Genomic DNA, 22,389 nt, shown 5'->3' on the forward strand with positions numbered 1-22,389 from the left:
CCGCGGCCGCCCGGCCACCGGCACCACCCGCGGCCGCCCCACCGGCGGCGACGGGGAGCGAGCCGGATCCGCTCGCGCGGGCGGGGGGCGTCTGCCAGGGTGGTCCGCGTGGCAGACGGAGCGCAGGGGGCGGGGCCGGAACGGCGACGGGAGCGGGGGCGCAACCGCAGGCGGGACGTGATCGCCACCGTCATCGCCTGCGCCGCCGTCGCGGCTGCGATCGTGCACATGGTCCGGCCCGGCCTCAGGATCGACGGGGTCACGGTGGTGCTGCTCGCCGTGGCCGTCGTGCCGTGGCTGGGCGAGCTGTTCGACAGCATCGAGCTGCCCGGCGGGACGAAACTCCAGTACCGGCAGCTCGCCGAACGCGTCGAGGCGGCCGAGGAGCGCTCGGCCCAGGCGGGGCGCACGGCGGACGACGCGTCGCGCACCGCGCGGATCGCCCTGGTGACGAGGGGCGGCGAGGACACCGCGGCCCCCGGGGCCTTCACCGACACCTCCGCCGGGTCCCGCGGATCCGGGGCCGTCGAACGCCTGGCGGAGGAGTACGCGAGCCTGCGCGAGCACGCACCGCGCAGCCCCGCGCGTACGGACCGCATGGAGCAGATCTTCGCCGACCTGGTGACCGCCACCCGCCGGCAGGACGACTTCGGCGTCGGGGCCGCGCTCGCCTCCGCGGCCCCGGGTATCCGGCTGGCCGCCTACGCCCGGCTGTACGCCCGTCCGGACGGGGGGTACCTGGACCAGCTGACGCAGGCGGTGCTGGACGACGGGGCGATCGCGTTCAACCAGTACTGGGGCTTCCACGCGATCCTCGCCGTCGTCGGCACGGCGGGCGCGGGCCGCATGCGGGTGGATCACGTCGCGCAACTGGAGGCCTGCCTCCTGCGCCTGCCGCCCGACAGCGACCGCTCCGCCGTCCTCCGGCGGCTGCTGGCCGGGATCCGCCGGGCGGCGGATCCCGCCGGACGCTGACACGCCTCCGTCGCGGCGGCCGCGCCCAGGTCGCGTTCTGGTCAAATCCGCACCGGCCGGCCGTACGCGGTGCCACCATCGGCAAATGTCAGCAGAGTTGACGGAATCTCCGTCCGTGTCGCTCAAGGTCAGGGCCGACAACAGGGTCTACAAGGCCCCGCTCCTCGGCAGCTCCTCGGTCCTCGCGCTGGGGACGGCGCGTCTCGGGCAGGAGCTGGCCCACGGCAGCGGCAACGCGTCCGGGGCGGGCCTGCCGGGCATGATCGTCGGCGTCCTCGCCGTCGTCGTCCCCCTGGTGTGGTTCGCCGGGGGGCTGGCGCTGCGCCGGGCGAAGGCCGTGATCGTCCTGGAGGACGGTGTCCTGAGCGTCCGCGACCGCTGGGGGCACCTCGTGCTGCACACCCTGGAATCCGACGTGACCGGCCTGCACCAGGTGCGCATACCCGTCGACGGGCACAAGGACCGCCTGGTGATCACCTCGGCGGACGACACGCCCCTGGTCCTCGACACCCGTCTGTGGGAGGAGGAGCCCCTGCGCCGGCTGCTCGGCCGGCTGACCGGCCCGCCGGCCCAGGCACCGGTCAGGCAGGACGGAACGGTGAACTGGTCGCAGTTCCACGCCCGCTTCCCCGGCGCCAAGGTGCCGTGGCGCCAGGTGCACTTCGTGTGGTTCACCACCCTCATGGTGGTGCTCGCCATCGCCTACGTCGCCTTCTTCGTGAACCTCTCCTACTTCGTCTGACCGGTCCCGCCCTCCCGCCCGGCCCGCCCCCTCCCGCACGGGGGCGGGTGCGTTGCCCGGGCTCAGTCGCGGGGCGTCCAGACGGGGGCGTCCGCGTCGTAGAAGAGCGCCCGCAGGAAGTCGTCGGCGCCCGACGCGGCCAGCCGCATCATCGTCACCATCCCCGGCGGGTACTCGCGCCACTGCGCCTTGTCCCACACCACCACCGGCCACTCCTCCGGCGTGCCGCCCGCCCGGGGCAGCCAGAAGAGCTGCTCGCCGCCGATACCGCCCCCCCACGGCAGCAGGCCGCCCGGCTCGGGGTGGAAGGGGTACGGGAAGGCGTCGGGGTATTCGAGCCGCAGCCCGCGCAGCGCGTCGCACAGCGTCGTCGCGTCCGCGAGGTACGCGCGCAGGGCGACGGTGCCGTCGGAGCCGTCCCGCAGCGGCCCCGGCGTGCCCACCGCGAGCCGCGCGTACAGCTCGCCGGGCCCGAAGGCGTCCACGAACGCCCGGTAGTCCGCGGGGAATTCGACACCGACCGCCCGCGTCGCCGGCTCCCAGGGCAGGGCCTGCCCGGTCATCGGCCGCACCCCGGCCACCCGCGCGAAATCCTCGACGTCGTCCCGCATCGCCCGCACACCACCCTTCGGCGTCCGCCCCGCGCGGACCCGACCGGCCATCGTAGCGACGCCCCTCGTGCGGTCACCCCGCCCGACACGGCCCCCGCCAGGACCTTCGCCGGCGAGTCCGCCACGCCGCGTCCGTGCCGCGCCCGCACCAACCCGGTCGGCGCCCCGGTTACGATCACGGAAAACGGACAAAACACCCGGCCCGCCGGGCAGGCGCGCCCCACCGGCCGGCCGGGCGTCCGGCCACCCCACCGCCCGCGACCTCCGGAGGACACCGCATGGGACAGCAGCAGATCACCCCCAAGCAGCGCGGCTACCTGATCGTCAACGCGCACCCGGCCGGATGCGCCGCGAGCGTGCGGCAGGTCTGGGAGGCGATCCCGCCCGAGCCGCACGAGGGGCGGGCGCCCGTGGTGCTGGTGCTCGGCGCCAGCGGCGGGTACGGGATGGCCGTGCTGCTCGCGGGACTGCGGCGGCACGGGGTGCGCGGGATCGGGGTCGCGTTCGAGAACGCCGGGACGGAGCGGCGCACCGCCTCCGCCGGGTGGTACCGCACCGCCGCCATGGCGGAGCTGGCCAGCGCCTCCGGCGGCGACATCAGCTTCCTCAACGGGGACGCCCACGCGGACGGCACCCGCGCCGAGGTGCTGAAACTCCTCACCGAGCGGTACGGGCCCGTCGACCACCTGGTCTACTCGCTGGCGGCGCCACGCCGTACCGACCCGGCCACCGGCGAGATCCACCACTCGGTCATCAAGCCGATCGGCGGCGACTTCACCTCGCCCGCGCTGCTCTTCGAGGACGGCACCCCGCAGATCGGCAGCGTCCACCTGACGGCCGCGACGGACGCCGAACGGGCCGCGACCGTCAAGGTGATGGGCGGCGAGGACTGGGAGCTGTGGGTGCGCGCGCTCGCGGACGAGAACCTGCTCGGCGAAGGCTTCACCACCGTCGCCCTGTCGTACGTCGGCTCCCCGATCACCGCACCCGTCTACCGGCAGGGCACGATCGGCGCCGCGAAGGAGGACCTGGAGGCGACCGCGCGGCGGCTCCAGGCGGACGTGCTGCCCGGCCGGGGGCGGGCGTTCACCGTCGTCGCGGGCGCGGCCGTCACGCAGGCCTCGACCGCGATCCCGTCCGTCGCCCTCTACACCTCGCTGCTGCGCGAGGCCCTCGGCGAGCGTGGCTGGCGCACCACCGCCGACCAGGCCGTCGACCTGTGGGCCCAGCTGACGGACACGACCGCCCTCAACCTCGACGACCAGGACCGCATCCGGCTGGACGGCTGGGAAGTGGATCCGGCCGTCCAGGCCCGGGTCCTGGAGCTGTGGTCCGACCCGGCGGCCGCCGTCGCCGCGGATCCCGCCGGGGCGGCGTGGTTCTACGCCCAGTTCCGCGCCCTGTACGGCTGGGACGTCCCCGGCGTCGACTACGCCGCCCCCGTCGAGACCTCCGTCGCCTGGCCGCCGCGCAGGCCGTAGCCGGGGCGGGGGGCTGGTCGCGGGGTGCTCCGCGGGTCTTTTGCGCTGCGGGGTGCCTGTTGCGGTCGTGCGCGCGATCTTCTGTGGGTGGGGGCTGGTCGCGCAGTTCCTCGCGCCCCTGGGGTCATCCGGCGGGGCATCGCGCGTCCTGTGCGTGGTTGGGGTCGGGTGCCACTCCGGGGGTACCTCCTCGGAATGCGCGTCTGACGTCATGACATAGGCGTTGAGGGAGTGGGTGCGCATTCCTGCGGGGGCACCCCCGGATCGTCCCCCTCCCGGTGTCTCGTGGGCGGCTGCCTGCCGGTGGGGGTGAAGGTTGTCCGGGGACTGCGGTTCGCCCCCGACGGCGAATGCGCCCCACAGGTGGACCGTCAGCCGACGTCGTATCTGCACGGGTGGTGGGGGTGGGAACACCCCGCGCCGCCAGGCGCGGGAAACCCCCGCGGCGGGGCAGCCGCCCACGTACCGGCAATCGGGCACCGCCCGGAGCGGCGCGCCGCCAGGCGCGCGCACTCCGGCGGCGGGGCAGCCGCCCACGTACCGGCAACCGGGCACCGCCCGAAGCGGCGCGCCGCCAGGCGCGGGCACCCCGGCGGCGGGTCAGCCGCCACGCACCCCCGGGCGGGCACTCCGGCGGCGGGTCAGCCGCCCTGCACCGGCGACCGGGCGGCGCCAGGCGCGGGAAACCCCCGCGGCAGGGAGCCGCAAACGCGCCGGCGGCCGGGCGGCGTCAGGTGTGGGGAAACCCCCACGGTGACGGCCACCGTGAGGGGAGGTGTAACGGACCCGGGGGGTGAATGCGTCTAGGAAGGTGACAGGTCTCTGCCGGGGCCTGCGGGCGGCGGGGTGGAGCGGCGGTGCCGGAGGGGGGCACCGCGCTCAGCGCGGCCCGCCGCGACGGCGGCGGGCGCGGACGGCGTACAGTGCCGCACCCGCCGCCGTGACGGCGAGGCCCGCCAGGACGGACGGCAGCGGCATGCTGAACGCCAGGGCCGCGCAGCCCGCGAGCCCCACGACGGGTACGGCGAGGGGCGGGCGGCGCTCGGCGGGGGAGAGGCGCAGGGCGCTGGCGTTCGCGATCGCGTAGTACAGGAGCACGCCGAAGGACGAGAAGCCGATGACGCCGCGCAGGTCCGTCGTCGCGGTGAGGACCGTGGCGAGGGCGCCGACCGCGATTTCCGCGCGCAGCGGCGCGTCGCCGTTCAACCGTGCGAGGACGGGCGGGAGATGGCGGTCGCGCGCCATGGCCAGGGTCGTGCGGGACACCCCGAGCAGCAGTGCGAGCAGCGAGCCGAGCGCGGCGACGGCGGCGCCCGCACGGGCGACGGGTACGAGGCCGGGCGCGCCCGCCGCCCGTACGGTGTCGGCGACCGGTGCCGTGGAGTGTGCGAGGGCGTGCGGGCCCAGGACGGCGAGCAGGGTCACCGCGACGGCCGCGTACACGACGAGGGTGACGGCGAGCGCGAGCGGGATCGCCCGGGGGATCGTGCGGGCCGGGTCCCGGACCTCCTCGCCCAGGGTGGCGATGCGGGCGTAGCCGGCGAAGGCGAAGAAGAGCAGGCCCGCGGCCTGGAGCAGGCCGCGGGGCGAGGCGCCGGCGCCGCCCGCGTCCCAGGCGAGGCGTCCGGCGTCGGCGTGCCCGCTGCTCAGGCCGGCCACGACGCACGCGGCGAGGACGCCGAGCGTGACGGCCACGATGAGGCGGGTGAGCCACGCCGCCTTGCGGACGCCCAGGCAGTTGACGGCGGTGAGCGCGACGACCGCCCCCACGGCGGTGGCCCGCGCCTGGCCCGGCCACGCGTAGTGCCCGACCGTCAGTGCCATCGCCGCGCAGGACGCCGTCTTGCCGGCGACGAAGCTCCACCCGGCGAGGTAGCCCCAGAACGGCCCGAGTCGCTCCCGCCCGTAGACGTACGTCCCGCCCGACTGCGGATGCCTCGCGGCGAGCCGGGCGGAGGAGGTGGCGTTGCAGTACGCCACGACCGCGGCGATCGCGAGCGCCCCGAGCATGCCGCTGCCCGCCGCGGCCGCGGCGGGGGCGAACGCGCTGAAGACGCCGGCGCCGATCATCGCTCCGAGCCCGACGACGACGGCGTCGCCGACTCCCAACCGCCGCATGAGGACTTCCCCGCCGGGAGCGGCCGGGGCATCTGATCTTTCGCGTGTCACGCGCGCATGCTCCCACCCGCAGGTGAACACGGGCTTGCGGCCCGGGTCCCGCCGGTCAGCGAGGGGCCCCCGCAGCGCCGGGCCCGCGGGCCCGCGCCCGGTGTGCAGGCGCCCGTATCCGCCAAGGAGCGGTAAATAGGAAAAACAGAAAAGCGGCGCGATGGTAAAACAGGGGAATTTCTGGGCCGTCTTGACTTTTTCCGATACGCCTTCCTAGGCTGAACGCGTATGAGCCGTTGTGCCGACCCGGCACACAGCGATACGGGGGAAAGAACGTGAGCGCGGCACCCTATGCCGATTTGAGCGCCCGCCCGACGCCTCGTCGGGCCCTACTGCCGAGCAGGAGAAAACGCAGCGCCCAGCACCGCACGCCCAGAGCGGGGGGCGCCCGCCCGCGCATGAAGCGCGCACGGCACGCCACGCGCACGCCAGGCGCGTAACGGCGCGGACCACCGGCGCGCACCGCAGAACCGGAGCCCGGGCACCGCGCCGCACCCTCACCCCGCGCGTCGCCGCGCGGAAGAAGCGAGATGGCCGCGCTGCTTTAGCGCGCCCCGCAACAAAAGCCGTGCGCCCGCGCGATTACCGGGAGAAATGCCCAGCATTTCCCTGCCCGAATTTTCCGGGCCCACGAAAAAACGCAAGCGCTCCATCATGAAACGAGTACGGGGGACGTCAGAACCATGCCGAAAACATCCATCGCCGCCCTCTTCCCGGGCCAGGGCGCACTGTACGGGCGCGCGCTGGCGGATCTGCGGGAGGCGTTCCCGGCGGTCGTCGATCCCGTCCTCAGGGACGTCGGGGACGCCGCGCGTCCGCTGCTGGGCGGTGCGGCCGCGGACGCGCTGTTCGCGGAGCGGACGCCGGAGCCGGCGCAGTGGCTGGCGGAGGCGCCGGACACGCTGCAGCTCGCGATCTACACGGCGTCCGTCGCGACGTACGCCGTGCTGCGTTCCCGCGGGCTGCGGCCCGGGGTGCTGGTGGGGCACAGCCTGGGGGAGATCGCGGCGCTGGTGGCCGCGGGGGCGTTCACGGTGGCGGAGGGGGCGCGGATCGTGTGCCACCGGGGACTGGCGCTGCGGGAGGCGGGGCCGGGTGAGAAGGCGTACATGGCGGCGCTGAGCACCGGGCCCGAGCGCGCGCAGCAGCTCGTGGACGTGGTGGGGGACCCCCTGACGGGCGTGGCCGTCGAGAACCACGCGGCGCAGACGGTGCTGTCGGGGCGGGCGGTGACGCTGGACACGGTGGCGCGGCTGGCGGCGGTGCTGCGGATCGACTTCGCGCGGCTGAAGTCGCCCTACGCCTTCCACAGTCCGCTGCTGGGTGCGGCGGCGGAGGCGTTCGCGGCGCGCATCCGGGACGTCGAGCAGCGCCCGCTGGAGATCGCCGTCCACTCGCCGATCCTGGGCCGGGCGTACGAGGACACCGACGACCTCACGGACCTGCTCGCGGGGCACTTCACGCGCCGGGTGCGGTTCGCGGACGCGGTGCGCGAGGTGCGCGGCAGCGGGGTGGGCGTCTTCGTGGAATGCGGGGCGCTGGACGCGCTGTCGAGGATCGTCGGGCGGGTCGCCGAGCAGCCCGCGGTGGCCCTTCCTGCCCTGCTGCCGGAGGCGGGCGGCGCGGCCGCGCTGCGCAGCGCCCTCGACCGCCTCGCCGCCCTCGGCGCGATCCCGCCCGCCGCCCGGGAGGGGGACCAGGCGGATCCGGTGCACGCGGCCCTGCTCGCGGACGTACCGGCGGCCGATTTCGCGGCGTTCTGGCGCGGACGGGCGGACGAGGTGCGCGCGTTCGTCCGCCGGGCGTACGACGAGCACACGTCCCCCGCCGGGCCCGCGGCCGACCGGGGCGCGCTGGTGCGGGAGCTGGCCGGGATGTACGCGGCGGCGCTGGAGTATCCGGCGGAGGTGTTCGAGGAGGGGACGGATCTGGAGGCGGAGCTGGGGGTCGACTCGGTGAAGCAGACGGAGCTGCTGGTGCGGGTCGGCGAGCGGTACGGGCTGCCGCCGCGGCCGTCGGACGTGCGTCCGGCCGCGTACAACACGCTCGGCAGGATCGCCGATCTGATCCTCGCCTCGGGCGCCGCCCCGGCTCCCGCCGCCGCCCCGGATCCCGCTCCCGGGCCCGCGGCCGACCGGGGCGCGCTGGTGCGGGAGCTGGCGGGGGTGTACGCGGCGGCGCTGGAGTATCCGGCGGAGGTGTTCGAGGAGGGGACGGATCTGGAGGCGGAGCTGGGGGTCGACTCGGTGAAGCAGACGGAGCTGCTGGTGCGGGTCGGTGACCGGTACGGGCTGCCGCCGCGGCCGTCGGACGTGCGCCCGGCCGCGTACAACACGCTCGGCAAGATCGCCGACCTGATCCTCGCCTCGGCGGCGTGAACGGAGCGCCGGACGTGTCCACCGGATCTGAAGAGCTGCACGGCAGGGTCGCCCTCGTCACGGGCGGCGCCCGCAACGTCGGCAAGGTCATCGCCAAACGCCTCGCCGCGGGCGGCGCGACGGTCGTCGTCAACCACTTCCACTCGCCGGGACCCGCGCGCGACACGCTCGCGGAGATCGAGGCGGCGGGCGGGCGCGCGCACGTGATCCGCGCGTCCGTCGCCGTCCCCGGGCAGGTGGACCACATGTTCACGGAGATCGAGGAGCGCTTCGGCGGCCTCGACATCCTGGTCAACAACGCTGCCGCCGGGGCGCTCGTGCCCAGCGCGGAGGTCACCGACCGGCTGCTCGACCGCGCCCTCGACACCAACCTCAAGGGCGGCCTGGCGTGCGCCCGCCGTGCCGCCCCGCTCATGGCGCGGCGCGGCGGCGGGAGCATCGTCAACATCTCGACGCTGGGCGGCGGCCAGTTCGTCATGGCCAACTACCTCGCGTGCGGCCCCGCGAAGGCCGCGGTCGAGGCCATGACCCGCTACCTGGCGGTGGATTACGCGCGCGACGGCATCCGCGTCAACACGGCGGCGGCCGGCATGCTCCACTCGGAGGTCGCCGGCCTCTTCCCGGACGCCGCCGCCATGCAGGCCGCCACGATCGCCGCCACCCCGCTCGGCCGCCTGGGCCACCCGGAGGAGCTGGCCGAGGTCGTCGCCTTCCTGGCGTCCCCCCGCTCCAGCTGGATCACCGGCCAGCTCATCCTGGCCGACGGGGGCCTGTCCACCGGCCAGGCCCTGCTGTCGCCGCCCGCCCCGCGGGCCGCGGTCCTCCCGGCGCCGCGCACCCCCGCGGCCGAGACGGCCATACCGGCCGTCACCACCCCGCCCCCGGCCTCCTCCCGGGCGCAGGCGGGGGAGCCCGTGGACCCGCGGCCGGGCGGCCCCCTCGCGCCGTCCGCCGCTTCCTCCCCGTTGCGGCCCGCGGCACCGGACGCACCGGCGCCACCGCCCGCCCCCGCGGCGACGGTGGCGTCCGCCGCCGTCCGGGAGCGGGCGGGCGGTGGCCACGACGGGGACGAGATCGCCGTCGTCGGCATGGGGATCGTCGTGCCGGGGGCCAACGATCCCGACGAGTTCTGGCGCGAACTCATGGAGGGAGCCGACCGGTTCGTCGAGATCCCGCCCGACCGGTGGGACAACGCCAGGTTCCACTCCGCCGACCGGCGGGCCGAGGACAAGACGTACTCCCGGCACTCCGCCTTCATCACCGGCTTCGTCCCGCACCCGCGGCTCGCGGCGGAACTGGGCGGCGGGGACGGTGCCGGTGTCGAGTCGACGACGCTGTGGCTGCGGCACTCGCTCCTCCAGGCGATGGAGGGCGTCGCCCTCGGGCCGGGCGACCGCTGCTCCTTCCTCGTCGGCTACACCGCGGACGGCTCGCAGCACCTGGAGGAGGCGACCGTTCGGGCCGGGGTGCTGGCCCGGATGGGGCCGATCCTCGACGAGCTGGGGCTCGGCGGCGAGCGGAAGGCCGCCGCGCTCGACGGCATCGGGCGCCGGCTGGCGGCGCACTACGGGCGCAGCGGCCCCGACCCGCTGCGTTTCTTCCCGCACCAGGTGGGGCTGGGCGCGATGCGCGGGGTGCTGCCGGACGACGCCGAGCTGCTGCTCGTGGACACCGCGTGCTCGTCCTCCCTCTACGCCGTGGACCTCGGTCTCAAGGGGCTGCTGGAGGGGCGGCACGACATCGCCGTGTGCGGCGGGTCGTTCGCGGTGGGGCCGCGCGGCTCCGTCCTCTTCGCCAAGCTGAACGGGCTCTCGGTGGGCGGCGAGGTGCGGTCGCTGGACCGGGCGAGCGACGGCGTCCTCTTCTCGGACGGGGCCGCCACCGTCGTCCTGAAGCGGCTCGGCCGCGCCCGCCGCGACGGGGACCGCGTGCTCGCCACGATCCGCGGCTTCGGCTCGTCCTCGGACGGCAAGGGCAAGGCGATCTACGCGCCGAGCGCCGCGGGCCAGAAGCTCGCGATCCGGCGGGCGATGGCGGCGCCCGGCATGGGCAGCGTCCGCCCGGAGTGGGTCGTCGCGCACGCGACCGGCACCCCGGCGGGCGACCTCGCCGAGTTCACGACGCTGCGCGAGACGGTCAGCGAGATGCCGGCGGGGGAGGACGGAGCGTGCGACCGCGGCCCGGTGGTCGTCACGTCCAACAAGTCCGTGATCGGGCACACGGGGTGGGCCGCGGGCGTGGCCTCGCTCATCGAGGTCGTGCTCGGCTTCCGGCACGACGTGATCCCGCCGCAGCACCGCTTCACGCGCACACCGGAGGACTTCGCGATCGACGGCTCGCACCTGACCGTGCCGACCGAGGCCGTCCCCTGGCCGCGCGGCGGGCGGAGCCGTACGGCCGCGGTGTCCGGCTTCGGCTTCGGCGGTACGAACGCCCACCTGGTCGTCCAGGAACCGCCGCCCGTCTCCGCGCCGGTCACGAGCGGGCCGGACGCGCGGGACGCCCCGCCCCGGCAGCGCATCGCGGTCGTGGCCCGCACCGCCCACGTCCCGCCCGCCGGCGGCGACGCGGCCCCGGCGGGCGACCCCGGCGAGGACCTCCCGGCCTGGGCGGCCGGCGGTCCCGGCACCCCCGGCGGACTGTCCTTCGGTGACACCTACCCGCTGCCGTCCTTCCAGCAGGTCCGCATGCCGCCGGGCATGATGCGCGGCATCGACCGCTGCCAGCTGATGATCCTCCGCTGCGCGCACCGGCTCCGGGACAGCCTCGGCGGTTTCTGGGAGGACCATCGCGAGACCACCGGTGTCGTCCTCGGCCACCTCGGGGCGACGCGCAACGCCACGCTCTACGCGACGCGCTGCTACCTCGACGACCTCACACTCGCGCTGCGCACCGACCCCGGGCTCGGCTCCGCGCCCTGGCTGCCGGACGCGCTGGAGCGGCTCGGGCAGGAGGTGCGGCGGCTCGTGCCGCCGTCGAGCGAGGACTCCTTCCCCGGCATGATGCCGAACGTCATCCCCGCCCGGGTCGCGAACTACTTCGACCTCAAGGGCCTCAACATGACGGTGGACACGGGCTTCACCTCGACGCTGAGCGCGATCGACGTCGCGATCCGCTACCTCCGGCAGGGTGAGCTGTCGATGGCGCTCGTCGGCGGCATCAACGGCAACAGCACCGCCGAGGTGCGGCAGTTGCTCGACGAGGCCCTCGACGCCGGCACCGTGCTCGCCGAGGGGGCCTTCCTCTTCGCGCTCGTGACGGAGGAGACCGCGGCCGCGCACGAGCTCGAGGTGCTGGCGTACCTCGACACCCCGGACACCCCGGACGCGGCCGGCACCGCTGTGTCCGGGGCCGTCGAGTGCGGCGCCCGCCGTGCGGACCGGCCCGCGTGCTTCCTGGGCGCGGAAGGCGCCGTCGGGGTCCTCCAGGTCCTGGCGCGCGAGCCCGGGGAGCGCGACGGCCTCGTCGTCTGCCGCGGCGAGCAGGGCGCGCCCGACCTCGCGGTGCGGATCAGCGCCCCCACCGCGGCCGGAGCCGGCGCCGCGGTCGCCGTACCGCCCCGCTTCCGCGACGCGGAGCGGTACGAGGGACCGGACGGCCCGCGCCCGGCCGCCGTGGCCCGGTACGTTCCGGTCCTGGCGCAGTCCCCCGGCCTGCCGGTGCGCGAGGAGGTGGCGTTCTGGCCCGCCGAGCCCACCGTCGTCCTCACCGACCGGCCCGGCGCGGCAGCGGCGGCGGGGGCGCCGCCCGGCACGCTCGTGCTCTGCACCACCCCGGTGGACGGCGCCCCCGGCGTCCACCACGTCCCCGCGGCCGAGGCGGTCGGCCCGCTGCTGGAGGCGGCCGACCCCGGCCACCGCCTGCGGCACATCCGCCTGCTCACCGACCTCTGCGCCACCGGTCCCGAGGGTGAGGGCGCCGATCTCCTCACCGAAGTGCTCTTCCAGACCGTCCGGCTCCGCCACGACGCCCTCGCGGCGCCCGCCGGCTCCGGTGCGGCACCGGCGAGTTGCGTCGGCCTGCTGCTCGGCGCGCTCAGCGGCCGCACCCCGCACCCGTACACCGGCCTGTTCACCGGCCTGTTCAAGGTCGTCCACCTCGAATACCCGGACACGCTCACCTTCGCCCTCGTCACCGACACCCGGGACCCGGCGGCCGGCGCCGCCCGGGCGGCACGCGAGTCGGCGTACGGGCGCGGGCTGCCCGTGGCGTACGACGACGGGGGTACGCGGCTGGCCGTCACCCTGGCGAAGGAGCCCGGGGAGACGGCGGAGCGGGCCGCGCTCGGGCCGGGCAGCGTCGTCGTGGCCGTCGGCGGCGGGCGCGGCATCACCGCCGAGCTGCTGACGGAACTGGCACGGCACTTCCGGCCGGCGCTCTACGTGCTGGGCTCCAACCCGGTGGAGTCGCACCCGGCGGAGTACCTCGCCCTGAGCGACGCCGACTTCGCCCGGGGCCGGGCCGACTACATCCGCCGCGGCCTGGGTTCGGGCCGCACCCCGGCGGAGCTCAACCGCGCCTACGAGCGCATCGGCCAGGCCCGCGTCATCCGCGGCAACCTGGCGCGGATGGCCGAGCACAGCGGCGCCGGCAACGTCCGCTACCTCACCTGCGACGTGACCGACCCGGCGCAGGTGGCGGCGGCCGTGGACCGTGTCGCGGCCGAGACCGGCGGCGCCCGCATCGACCTGCTCGTCAACGCCGCGGGCCTCAACCGCTCGGCCCCGATCGCGACGAAGAGCCTCGCCGAATTCCGCCGGGTCCGCGACCTCAAGGTCCGCGGCTACCGCAACCTCAAGGCGGCCCTGCGCGGCCGCCCCCCGGCCGCGTGGTGCAACTTCGGCTCCCTGCTGGGCATGACGGGCCAGATCGGCGAGGCCGACTACGCCTGCGCCAACGACCTGCTCGGCACCGCCGCCACGTACGCCCACCAGGTGCTCGGGGAGCGGGAGTTCACCGTCGGCTGGACGCTCTGGGGTGATGTCGGCCTCGGGGCGGCCGAGTTGACCAGGGCCTATTTCGAGAAGAGCGGTCTGTACTCGGCGATGAGCACCCCCGAGGGCGTCCACCACTTCGTGCGCGAGCTGCACCTCGCCGCGCCCGCGCCCTACGCGATCCATCTCGGCGACGCCGAACGCCGGGCGGTGGAGCGTCTGCTGCCGGGCTTCCTCACCCCCCGGGACACGCCCCCCGCCCGCGTGAAGCTGCCCGCCCCGCGGGCGGCCGCCGACCGCGTCCCGCAGCCCGCCACCGTCACCCGCGCCCCGGGCCGCCCCGGCCCCGGCCGGGAACGGTCCGGCGGGCCCAGCTTCTACCTCGGCCGCGAAGTGGCCCGGGAGGGTGCGGAGAGCGTCACCTTCGAGCGCGTCTTCGACCTCACGACCGACGGCTACCTGCGCGGCCACCGCGTCGGGGGCGTCCCCACCCTCCCCGGCACGTTCGTGACCGAGATCGCGTACGAGGCGGCCTCCCGGCTCGTCCCCGGCCTGCTCGTCTACGCCTTCGAGGACGTCCGCTTCCACCACTTCCTCAAGGTCCACGAGTCCGGCGCGGCCGCACCGCCCAAGCGCATCCGCGCCGAGGTAGCCGAACGCCGCCCGGACACCGGTCAGGCGGTGGTCCGCGTCCGCGTCACCGGCGACGTCGTCGCCCCGGGCGGCACCGTGCTGGTCAGGGACCGGCTGCACTTCGAGATCCGCGTCCTCATGGCCGCCCGGCTCCCCGCGGCGCCCCTCTGGGCCCCCTGGCACGACGCCGCCGAGACGCCCGTACCGGACCCGTACCACAGCCCGGGCTCGCCGGTGCTGCTCACCGACCTCTTCGTCTCGACCTCCCGCACGCGCCTCCACCCCGGCGGCAAGCGCTCCACCTACACCCTCCGGCTCCCCCCGGACCACCCGGTCTTCGGGCGCTTCGGGATGCCCGTGGTGCTCCTCGACGGGCTCGCCCGCACGGGCGTCCTGGCCCTCGTCGACGGCGACCTCGTCCCCCTCGCCGCCCCGCTCGGCATCGGCCGGGTCGACGTCTACGAGCACGGCGGCGACCCGGCGGTCGCCGCCCGCCACAGCCACGTCGACCTCTACGCGGTGCTGCCCGAGGCGGCGGCGGACGGCGCCGCGCCGGGCGCGGGCAACCGCTTCGTGGCCGTACGCCCGGACGGCCGCATCCTGCTCCAGATGAAGGACCTCGAATGGACGGTCATGGGCTACCTCAGCCGCAGCACCGGCCGTTTCCTGACTCCGGCGGAGGCCGCCCAGGCGCCGCCCCCGGACCGCCCCGACGAGCCCGAGGAGGAGGTGGCGGCGATGGGAAAAGCTGAATCCGGCGCGGCACCCGAGCCGACGCCGGTGCCCGCCCCGACCGCCGACGCGGCCCCCGCCCCGACCCCCGCGCCGGCCGCCGACGCGGCCCCCGACGCGGCCCCCGCGTCAACCCCCGACCCGATCGCCGACGCGACCCCCGCGCCGGCCCCCGGTACGGCCCAGGTCCCCGCCCAGCGCACCGGCGCCGGCAGCCCCGCCCGCACCCCCGCCCGCACCCCCGGACCGCGCTCGCGCAGGCCCGCCCCCGGCGCCCCGCGCCCCGCGGGCGTGCGCGCCCCCGGCCCGGCCGGCCCGCTGGCCCTGCACCGCAGCATCCGCGGCTTCCAGCGGGGCGCGCCCGCCCTCTTCCGCCAACTCGCCCGCGACTACGGCGACATGGTGCGTGTGCCGCTCGGCTTCTTCACCGTCCACCTCAACCTCCACCCCGACAACATCCGCTACGTCCTCCAGGACAACAACGCCAACTACGTGCGCGGCAAGGGCTACGACTACTTCAAGATCTTCATGGGCACCGGCCTGCTCACCCTCGACGGCGACGAGTGGAAGCAGCACCGACGCGTCGTCAACCCGCTCTTCCACAGGACGGCCGTCGACGGCATGGCCGCGACCATGACCGGCGCGACCGCCACCGTCCTGGACCGCTGGGAGGCCACGGCCGCCGCGGGCGGGACCGTCGACGTCGTCCCCGAGATGATGGACCTGACGCTCGGCGCGCTCGGCAGGGCGATGTTCGGCACCGACCTGCACCCCGAGAGCGAGCGTGTCGGCGCCGCGATGCTCACCGTCATCGAGGCGATGGTCTTCCGTGGCACCCTGAACCAGCTCACGCCGTCCGCCGTCCCGATCCCGTACAACCTCCGCATCCGCAAGGCCCGCCGGGTGATGTACGAGATCGTCGACCGCATCGTCGCCGCCCACCGGGCGGGCGAGCACGGCGGGTCGGCCGATCTCGTCAGCCTCTTGCTGGAGGCGCGGGACGAGAGCGGCGGGGAGTGGACGCGGCAGCAGGTCCGCGACGAGATCATGACCGTCTTCATGGCGGGCCACGAGACCACCGGCACGGGCCTGGCCTGGGCGCTCCACGAACTCGCCCGGCACCCCGAGGTGCAGGAGCGGCTGCACGACGAGGCCGAACGCGTCCTGAACGGCCGCGCCCCCGGCATCGAGGACCTCGCCAGGCTCCCCTACACCCGCATGGTCGCCGACGAGACGCTCCGCCTCCACCCGCCCATCTGGCTCTACCCGCGCGACGCGGTCGCCGAGGACGAGGTCGGCGGCTGGCGCATCCCCAAGGGCGGCAGCGTCTTCATGGTCCCCTACGTCACCCACCGCCACCCCGACTTCTGGGTGGACCCCGACCGCTTCGACCCCGAGCGTTTCTCGGAGGGGAACCGCGCCGCCCACCCCCGTTACGCCTACTTCCCGTTCGGCGGCGGCCGGCGCAAGTGCATCGGCAGCCAGATGGCGCTGGTCCAGATGCACCTGACCCTTGCGATGGTCGCCCAGCGCTTCCGCCTGCGCCCCGTGCCCGGCCCGCCCCTCACCCTCCCCACGACCGTCTCCTTCCGGCCGGTCGAGGGCATCCGCCTCGCGATCTCCCCGAGGCCCCGATGACACCGGTGACCCCTGCACCCGCGCCGCCCGCCGTCGACTACCCGCCGGACGGTTCCGTGCGCCCGGTGGGGCGCTACGTCTGGGAGCCCGTCGAGACCGCCCCCCTGCCGCCCGGCCCGGCCCCCGGCCTGCGCGGCCGCGTGATCGTGGTGGCCGGCGGCCGGGAGACGGCGGCGTACGCGGTGGGCGCCCGGCTGAGCGCGGCGGGCGCGCACGTCCACCGCCTCGCCCCGCCCCGCGCGGACGCCCCCGCGGCCGACGACGGTGTGCCCGCCCTCCTGGCCGCGGCGGGCGGCCGCCTCGACGGCATCGTCGACCTCGGCCTGCCCGGCCCCTTCGCCCCCACCGCCACGGACGCGTGGGAGCCCGCCCTCCGCCAGACCTTCCGCGTGCTCCAGGCCGTCCACGCCGACTGGTCGGCGGAGACGGACGCGAACCGCCTGTTCTACCTCCCGGTGACCCGCCTGGGCGGCCTGATGGGCTTCGGGCCCGCCTGGCCGGCCGCGCAACCCCTGGGCGGGCTGTGGGCGGGCCTGGCCAAGGGCCTGCCCCGGGAGATCCCCAACTGCAACATCCGCGTCCTCGATCTCGGTGAGGAGGACGACGCGGCCACCGCGCAGCTGGTGTGCCGCGAGCTCTACCGCTGGGGCCCGTTCGAGATCGGCCACCACCGCGGCCGCCGCCACACCCTGCGGGCGCGCCCCGCACAGCCCGGCCCGCCCCGCTCGCCCCTCCCGGCCGCGGGCACCGTCGTCATGTCCGGCGGCGGGCGCGGTATCGGCTTCGCGCTCGCCCGCGCCCTCGCGGCCGACCCGGGCGTCCGCGTGATCGTCAGCGGCCGCAGCCCTCTGCCCGACGCGGACCGCACCCCCGAGGTCGCCCTGTCCGAGGAGGAGTTCCGCGCCCACCGCGACGCGCGGCTGCGTACGGCGGCGGCCGAACACCGCCTGCCCGCCGCCCGGGCCGCCCTCGCGCGGCTCGCCGACGCCCGCGAGTTGTGGGCCAACCTCGCCGCGGCCCGCGCCGAAGGCCTGCGGATCGACTACGTCCCCTGCGACGTCACCGACCCCGAGCAGGCCCGCCGGCTCCTCGCCCGCGCGGGGGACCGCCTCGCCGGTGTCGTCCACAACGCGGGCGTGGACATCCCGGCACGCCTCCCGCACAAGACGCCGGAGACGATCGCCGCGGTGGTCGGCGTCAAGATCCGCGGCTTCCTCAACCTCCTGCACGCCCTGCCGCCGCGCACGCCCGCCTTCTTCTGCAACGTCGGCTCGCTGACCGGCCGCTGGGGAGGCATGATCGGCCAGCTCGACTACGGCGCCGCCAACGAGGGGCTCAGCCGCCTGGGCCTGTGGGCGGCCGCGGCGCACCGCCTCCCGCTCACCACGGTCTGCTGGCCGACCTGGGAACGCCTCGGCATGATCACCAACTACGAGGCCACGCTGGCCTACATGTCCGCCGTGGACGTCGGCGAGGCCCTGCACCACTGGCAGCGCGAACTCCGGTCGGGAAGCACGGGCGAGGTCACCTTCATCGGCGACGTGGGCCCCGCGATGCTGCCCTCCGTCCTGCGCGGCTACCCGCAGGACTCCGGCCTGCCCGGCATCGAACGGCTCGCCACCGCGCGCCACTTCCTCGGCGAGCCCCGCCGCTTCCACCCGCACGCCTCCCTCACCACCCGCCACACCCTGCGCCCCGCCGAGACGCCCGTCTGCGACGACTTCCGCGTCGACGGCGGCCCCGCCCTCCCCGTCTCCCTGGCCCTGGAGCTCCTCCACGCGGCAGGCGCCTGGGTCCGGCCCGGGGGGACGCGGGACCTCCGCCTGCGGGAGACGCGCGGCATCACCGTCGACCTCCCCGCCCTCCGCCTCCCGCACCCGCGGACGCACCTGACCCGTACGGCGACGGGCGCGTGGGGCCCCGGGGGCACGTGGCACGTGACGGTGACGCTGACGGCGGGGGACACGCACCTGGCCTCCGCGGAGCTGGTCCACGGATCCGCGCCCGCCCCCGCCCCCGCCCCGCCGCCTGCGGCGCGGGGGGACGCGCCCCCGGCCGACGGCCCGGCGGAGTACGCCCTGAGCTGGACCGGCCATGTCGTCCCCCTCGCGCGGTGGCACCGCGCCGCCGACGGCACCCGGCACGCCCTCGTCCCCCCGGCCCGCACGGCGGACTGGCTGCTCGGCTCGCCCGCGCCGGCGCCCTCCCTCCCGCTCGGCGCGCTGGAGAACGTCGTGCGTGAGGCATGGGCGGCCCGGAGCACGCCCGCGACCCGCCTGACCGTCGCCACCCTCACGGCGGGCCCCGCGGCGGCAGGGCCGCTGCGCCTGACCGGCACCCCGGAGGCCGCGGACTGGACCGCGGCCCCGCCGGACGCCCCGGATCCCGTCCTGCGCCTCCGCGCCCTGCGCCTCTCCCGACCCTGACCCCCGACCCACCCACCCCCAGGAGAACCCGTGAGCACCGTCGACCGGTCGGACGCCTACTGCGTCGTGGGCGCAGGGGCGGGCGGCCTGGCCGCCGCGAAGAACCTGAAGGCCTTCGGGTTCGACGTCGACGTGATCGAGCGCGCCGACGACGTCGGCGGCAACTGGAACGGCGGCAACCCCTTCAGCGCCGCCTACGACTCGATCCACCTGATCACGTCCAAGCCGTACATCCAGTACGACGACTTCCCGATCCCGGCGGACTACCCGACCTACCTCGGCCGCACCCACGCCCACGCGTACCTCCGCGCGTACGCCGCGCACTTCGGTGTCCGCGAGCGGGTCGAGTGCCACCGCACGGTGGAGTGGATCGACCGCCGCGACGGCTCACCGCACTGGTACGTGACGCTCGACGGCGGTGAAGTCCGCCGCTACGCCGGGGTCGTGATCGCGCACGGCCACAACTGGGCGCCGCGCTCACCGGACTACGAGGGCCACTTCGACGGCACCGTGCTGCACTCCTGCGAGTACCGCGACCCGGGCGTCCTGCGCGGCAGGCGTGTGCTGGTCGTCGGCGGCGGCACGTCGGGCTGCGACATCGCGGTGGAGTCCGCCCAGAACGCCGAGGCGACGTTCCTGAGCGTCCGCCGCGGCTGCTACTACTGGCCGAAGTACCTGTTCGGCGTGCCCACCGACGTGCTGTACGAGAACGTCCTGAGGTGGCGCCTGCCGCGCCCCGTGGTCCGGGCCTTCGGCCGCCTCTTCCTGCGCCTGAACAGCGCGGGCGACCCGGCCGCGTACGGGCTGCCGAGACCCGCGCACAAGCTCCTCGAAGAGCACTTCGTGATCAACTCCACGCTCCTGTACGCCCTCGGCCACGGGGACGTGGCGGCCCGCCCCGGCGTCGCCGAACTGCGCGGCGACCGCGTGCTGTTCACCGACGGCCGCGAGGAGCGGGTGGACGTCATCGTGAACGCGACGGGCTACCGCATGACGGAGTTCCCGTTCGTCGCCCGCAGGCACCTCAACTGGACCGGGCGCACACCGCGGTTGCACCTGGGCGCCTTCCACCCGGCGTACGACAACCTCTTCGTCGTCGGCTACTTCCAGACGTCCACCGGCAACTGGCCGCTCATGGACTACCAGGCGCAGATCATGGCCCGCTACCTGCACCTGCTGCGGACGGACCCGCGCAGGGCGGTGTGGTTCCGCAGGGCGAAGGCGCAGCCGGTCACCACGGAGCGGCTCAGCGGCGGCATCCGCTACTACGACTCCGAGCGGCACTGGCTCCAGGTCGACCACTTCTCCTACCGCGCGCTGCTGCGCAAACTCGTCCGCCGCTTCAACGTGGAGCCGCCACCCCCGGCGGGCGCTGCCGCCGTCCTCCCGCAGCGGCAGCGGGAGCGTGCCGCATGACGAACCTGCTCACGCGGCTCGCCACCCGCCACGCCCGCGCCGTCCTGCTCGCGGCCCTCGCGGCCGCCGTCCTCGCCGTCCTCGCCGGCGCCCCCGTCGCCTCCCGGCTGACCGGCGGGAACCCCGACTTCGTCACGCCCGGGTCCGGCAGCGTCCGCGCGGACCACCGGATCGAGCAGGCGACCGGCGTCCACGGCGACGGCGGCGTGATCGCCCTCGTCGACACCGGCGCCCCGGCCACCGGCCCCCGTACGCAGCGGGAGGCGGCGAAGGTCGCCGCGCTCATGGACGCGGACCCGGCCTTCGCGTCCGTCCGCTCCTACGCGCGCACGCACGACCGGGCCCTGCTCTCGAAGGACGGCCGGCAGACCCTCGTCATCGGCGAGTTCAGCGCTCGTCCGGGCGCGGCGGCCCACTACCAGGCGGCCGTCAGGCGCCTGCTGCACGCCACCGCCGGGGACCCGCACGTGCGGCTCGGCGGCAGCGAGGTCGTCGGCAACCAGGTCGTGCGGACGGTCCAGCACGACCTGGAGCGTGCGGAACTCGCCGCCTTCCCGGTCCTGTTCGTGCTGTCGCTGTGGATCTTCCGCAGCCTCGTCGCCTCCGCCCTGCCGCTGCTCATCGGCGGGCTGAACGTCGTGCTGACGCTGCTCGGGATGCGGATCGTCGACAGCTTCACGCCGCTGTCGGTCTTCTCCCTCAACCTCGTCACGGCCCTCGGCCTCGGCCTCGCCATCGACTACAGCCTGCTCATCGTGTCGCGCTTCCGCACCGAGCTGGCCGCCGACCCCGACGTGCCGCGCGCGGTCGCCGTCACGCTGCGCACCGCGGGCCGCACGATCCTCTTCAGCTCGCTGACGGTGAGCGCGGCGATGGCCGCGCTGTTCGTCTTCCGGCAGCGCTTCCTGTACTCCATGGCGGTCGGCGGGCTGCTCGTCGCGCTGTCCGCGCTGCTGGTGGCGCTGCTGGTGCTGCCCGCGCTGCTGCGCGTGCTGGGGCGGCACCTGGACTTCCTCGCACCCGGGCGCCTGCACCGGGCGCTGGAGAAGCCGGAGAGCACCGACGGAGGGTGGTTCGCGCTCGCGCGCGGGGTGATGCGGCACGCGGTGCTGGTCGCGGCCGGGGCGAGCGCCTTCCTGGTCGTGCTGGCGCTGCCCTTCGCGCGGGTGGCGTTCACGACCGTCGGGCCGGGTTCGTTGCCGTCGACCGCGAGCAGCCGGGCCGTCGACGACACCCTGCGGGCCCGCTTCCCGGCCGATCCGCTGGAGACCGTCACCGTCGTCGTGACCGCGGGCCCGGACGCCGGGCCCCGGCTGGCCGCGCTGCGCGACCGCGTCGCCGCCCTCCCCGGTGCGGCGGCCGCCTCCGCCCCCCAGCGCCTGGACGGCGGCACCTGGCTGATCCGGGCCGTCCCGCGCGAGCCGGGCCTGAGCGGCGCGTCCCGCCGGCTGGTGGAGGACATCAGGGCGCTGCCCGCGCCCGGCGGGATGCTGGTCGGCGGCCAGAGCGCGACCTTCGTCGACCTGCGCGGCAGCCTGCTCGCGCGCCTGCCCCTCGCGGCCGCGATCGTCTTCCTCACGAGCATGCTCGTGCTGCTGCTGATGACGGGCTCGGTCGTCCTGCCGCTCAAGGCGGTCGTGATGAACGTGCTGACGCTCGGCGCGACCTTCGGCGTCCTCACCGCCGTCTTCCAGCACGGCCACGGGGCGGGCCTGTTCGGCACGACGGGGCAGGGCGCGCTGGACGCCACGCAGCCCGTGCTGCTCTTCGCGATGGTCTTCGGCCTGTCCACGGACTACGGCGTCTTCCTGCTCGCCCGCATCAAGGAGGCGCGGGACGCGGGCGCGGGCGAGCGGGAGGCCGTCGCGCTGGGCCTCGGCCGCACGGGACGGGTGGTGACGGCGGCGGCGCTACTGTTCTGCGTCGCGCTCGGGGCGCTCGCGACCTCGCGGATCGTCTTCATCAAGGAGCTCGGCCTCGGCACGGCGCTGGGCGTGCTGCTGGACGCCACGGTCGTACGGGCCCTGCTCGTCCCGTCGCTGATGGCGCTGCTGGGCCGGTGGAACTGGTGGGCCCCGGCGCCGCTGAGCCGCCTGCACGCGCGCTTCGGGCTGGGCGAGGGCGGACTCCCGGCCGAATCGGCACGGTCCGAATACGCCCGCACGGGCTGACGAAGCGTCACCATGGTGGTGCGGAGCGCAAGCGCCGGCCGCCGCCGGAACCGCCGCGCGGGGCGGCGGCCACCACCACCGTC

10 protein-coding genes are annotated in these 22,389 nt (G+C 75.7%); 8 read left to right on the forward strand and 2 right to left on the reverse strand.

Annotation, left to right across the window (positions count from 1 at the left end; translation table 11 throughout):
• Positions 1–108: 108 nt before the first annotated feature.
• Together ACH4SE_RS04560 and ACH4SE_RS04565 are read left to right on the forward strand one after the other, a co-directional pair.
• Positions 109–975: a hypothetical protein gene (locus tag ACH4SE_RS04560; protein WP_398541804.1), complete on the forward strand. Its 867-nt coding sequence runs from the start codon at positions 109–111 to the stop codon at positions 973–975.
• Between the two features lie 85 nt (positions 976–1,060).
• Complete coding sequence (locus ACH4SE_RS04565) at positions 1,061–1,717, forward strand: hypothetical protein (RefSeq protein ID WP_398541805.1); 657 nt, start codon at positions 1,061–1,063, stop codon at positions 1,715–1,717.
• Between the two features lie 62 nt (positions 1,718–1,779).
• On the opposite strand, the gene ACH4SE_RS04570 is transcribed toward ACH4SE_RS04565, so the two are convergent.
• Positions 1,780–2,328 carry a hypothetical protein gene (locus ACH4SE_RS04570; protein ID WP_398541806.1) on the reverse strand — a complete coding sequence of 183 codons (549 nt, stop codon included), beginning with the start codon at positions 2,326–2,328 and terminating at the stop codon, positions 1,780–1,782.
• Between the two features lie 278 nt (positions 2,329–2,606).
• Here ACH4SE_RS04570 and ACH4SE_RS04575 point away from each other — a divergent pair, with 278 nt between their 5' ends.
• A complete protein-coding gene (locus ACH4SE_RS04575; protein WP_398541807.1) occupies positions 2,607–3,809 on the forward strand; it encodes an enoyl-[acyl-carrier-protein] reductase FabV in 1,203 nt (400 codons plus the stop codon).
• Positions 3,810–4,688: 879 nt separating this feature from the next.
• Here ACH4SE_RS04575 and ACH4SE_RS04580 read toward each other — a convergent pair.
• Positions 4,689–5,927, reverse strand: a complete 1,239-nt coding sequence (locus ACH4SE_RS04580; RefSeq protein WP_398541808.1) for an APC family permease — start codon at positions 5,925–5,927, stop codon at positions 4,689–4,691.
• A 734-nt stretch (positions 5,928–6,661) separates the two neighbouring features.
• On the opposite strand from ACH4SE_RS04580, the gene ACH4SE_RS04585 reads away from it, so the two are divergent.
• The 5 genes from ACH4SE_RS04585 to ACH4SE_RS04605 are packed head-to-tail and all read left to right on the forward strand — an operon-like array spanning position 6,662 to position 22,306.
• The gene (locus ACH4SE_RS04585) at positions 6,662–8,356 is read left to right on the forward strand and encodes an acyltransferase domain-containing protein (protein ID WP_398541809.1); all 1,695 of its coding nucleotides are present in this window, start codon (positions 6,662–6,664) and stop codon (positions 8,354–8,356) included.
• A gap of 14 nt (positions 8,357–8,370) precedes the next feature.
• Positions 8,371–16,293: a cytochrome P450 gene (locus ACH4SE_RS04590; protein WP_398541810.1), complete on the forward strand. Its 7,923-nt coding sequence runs from the start codon at positions 8,371–8,373 to the stop codon at positions 16,291–16,293.
• Positions 16,294–16,298: 5 nt separating this feature from the next.
• Positions 16,299–18,719, forward strand: coding sequence for an SDR family NAD(P)-dependent oxidoreductase (locus tag ACH4SE_RS04595; RefSeq protein ID WP_398541811.1), 2,421 nt, complete (start codon positions 16,299–16,301; stop codon positions 18,717–18,719).
• Between the two features lie 30 nt (positions 18,720–18,749).
• The gene (locus ACH4SE_RS04600) at positions 18,750–20,135 is read left to right on the forward strand and encodes a flavin-containing monooxygenase (RefSeq protein WP_398541812.1); all 1,386 of its coding nucleotides are present in this window, start codon (positions 18,750–18,752) and stop codon (positions 20,133–20,135) included.
• Complete coding sequence (locus tag ACH4SE_RS04605) at positions 20,132–22,306, forward strand: MMPL family transporter (protein ID WP_398541813.1); 2,175 nt, start codon at positions 20,132–20,134, stop codon at positions 22,304–22,306. Before ACH4SE_RS04600 ends, ACH4SE_RS04605 begins: the two co-directional genes overlap by 4 nt.
• Positions 22,307–22,389 lie beyond the last annotated feature (83 nt).

The sequence above is a fragment of the Streptomyces sp. NPDC020983 genome (assembly GCF_044333485.1).
GTDB lineage: Bacteria > Actinomycetota > Actinomycetes > Streptomycetales > Streptomycetaceae > Actinacidiphila.

Coding starts and splice junctions, on each gene's coding strand:
- ACH4SE_RS04580 (WP_398541808.1), bottom strand. CDS start 5,927: ATGCGGCGGTTGGGAGTCGGCGACGCCGTCGTCGTCGGGCTCGGAGCG.
- ACH4SE_RS04575 (WP_398541807.1), top strand. CDS start 2,607: ATGGGACAGCAGCAGATCACCCCCAAGCAGCGCGGCTACCTGATCGTC.
- ACH4SE_RS04570 (WP_398541806.1), bottom strand. CDS start 2,328: ATGCGGGACGACGTCGAGGATTTCGCGCGGGTGGCCGGGGTGCGGCCG.
- ACH4SE_RS04565 (WP_398541805.1), top strand. CDS start 1,061: ATGTCAGCAGAGTTGACGGAATCTCCGTCCGTGTCGCTCAAGGTCAGG.
- ACH4SE_RS04585 (WP_398541809.1), top strand. CDS start 6,662: ATGCCGAAAACATCCATCGCCGCCCTCTTCCCGGGCCAGGGCGCACTG.
- ACH4SE_RS04605 (WP_398541813.1), top strand. CDS start 20,132: ATGACGAACCTGCTCACGCGGCTCGCCACCCGCCACGCCCGCGCCGTC.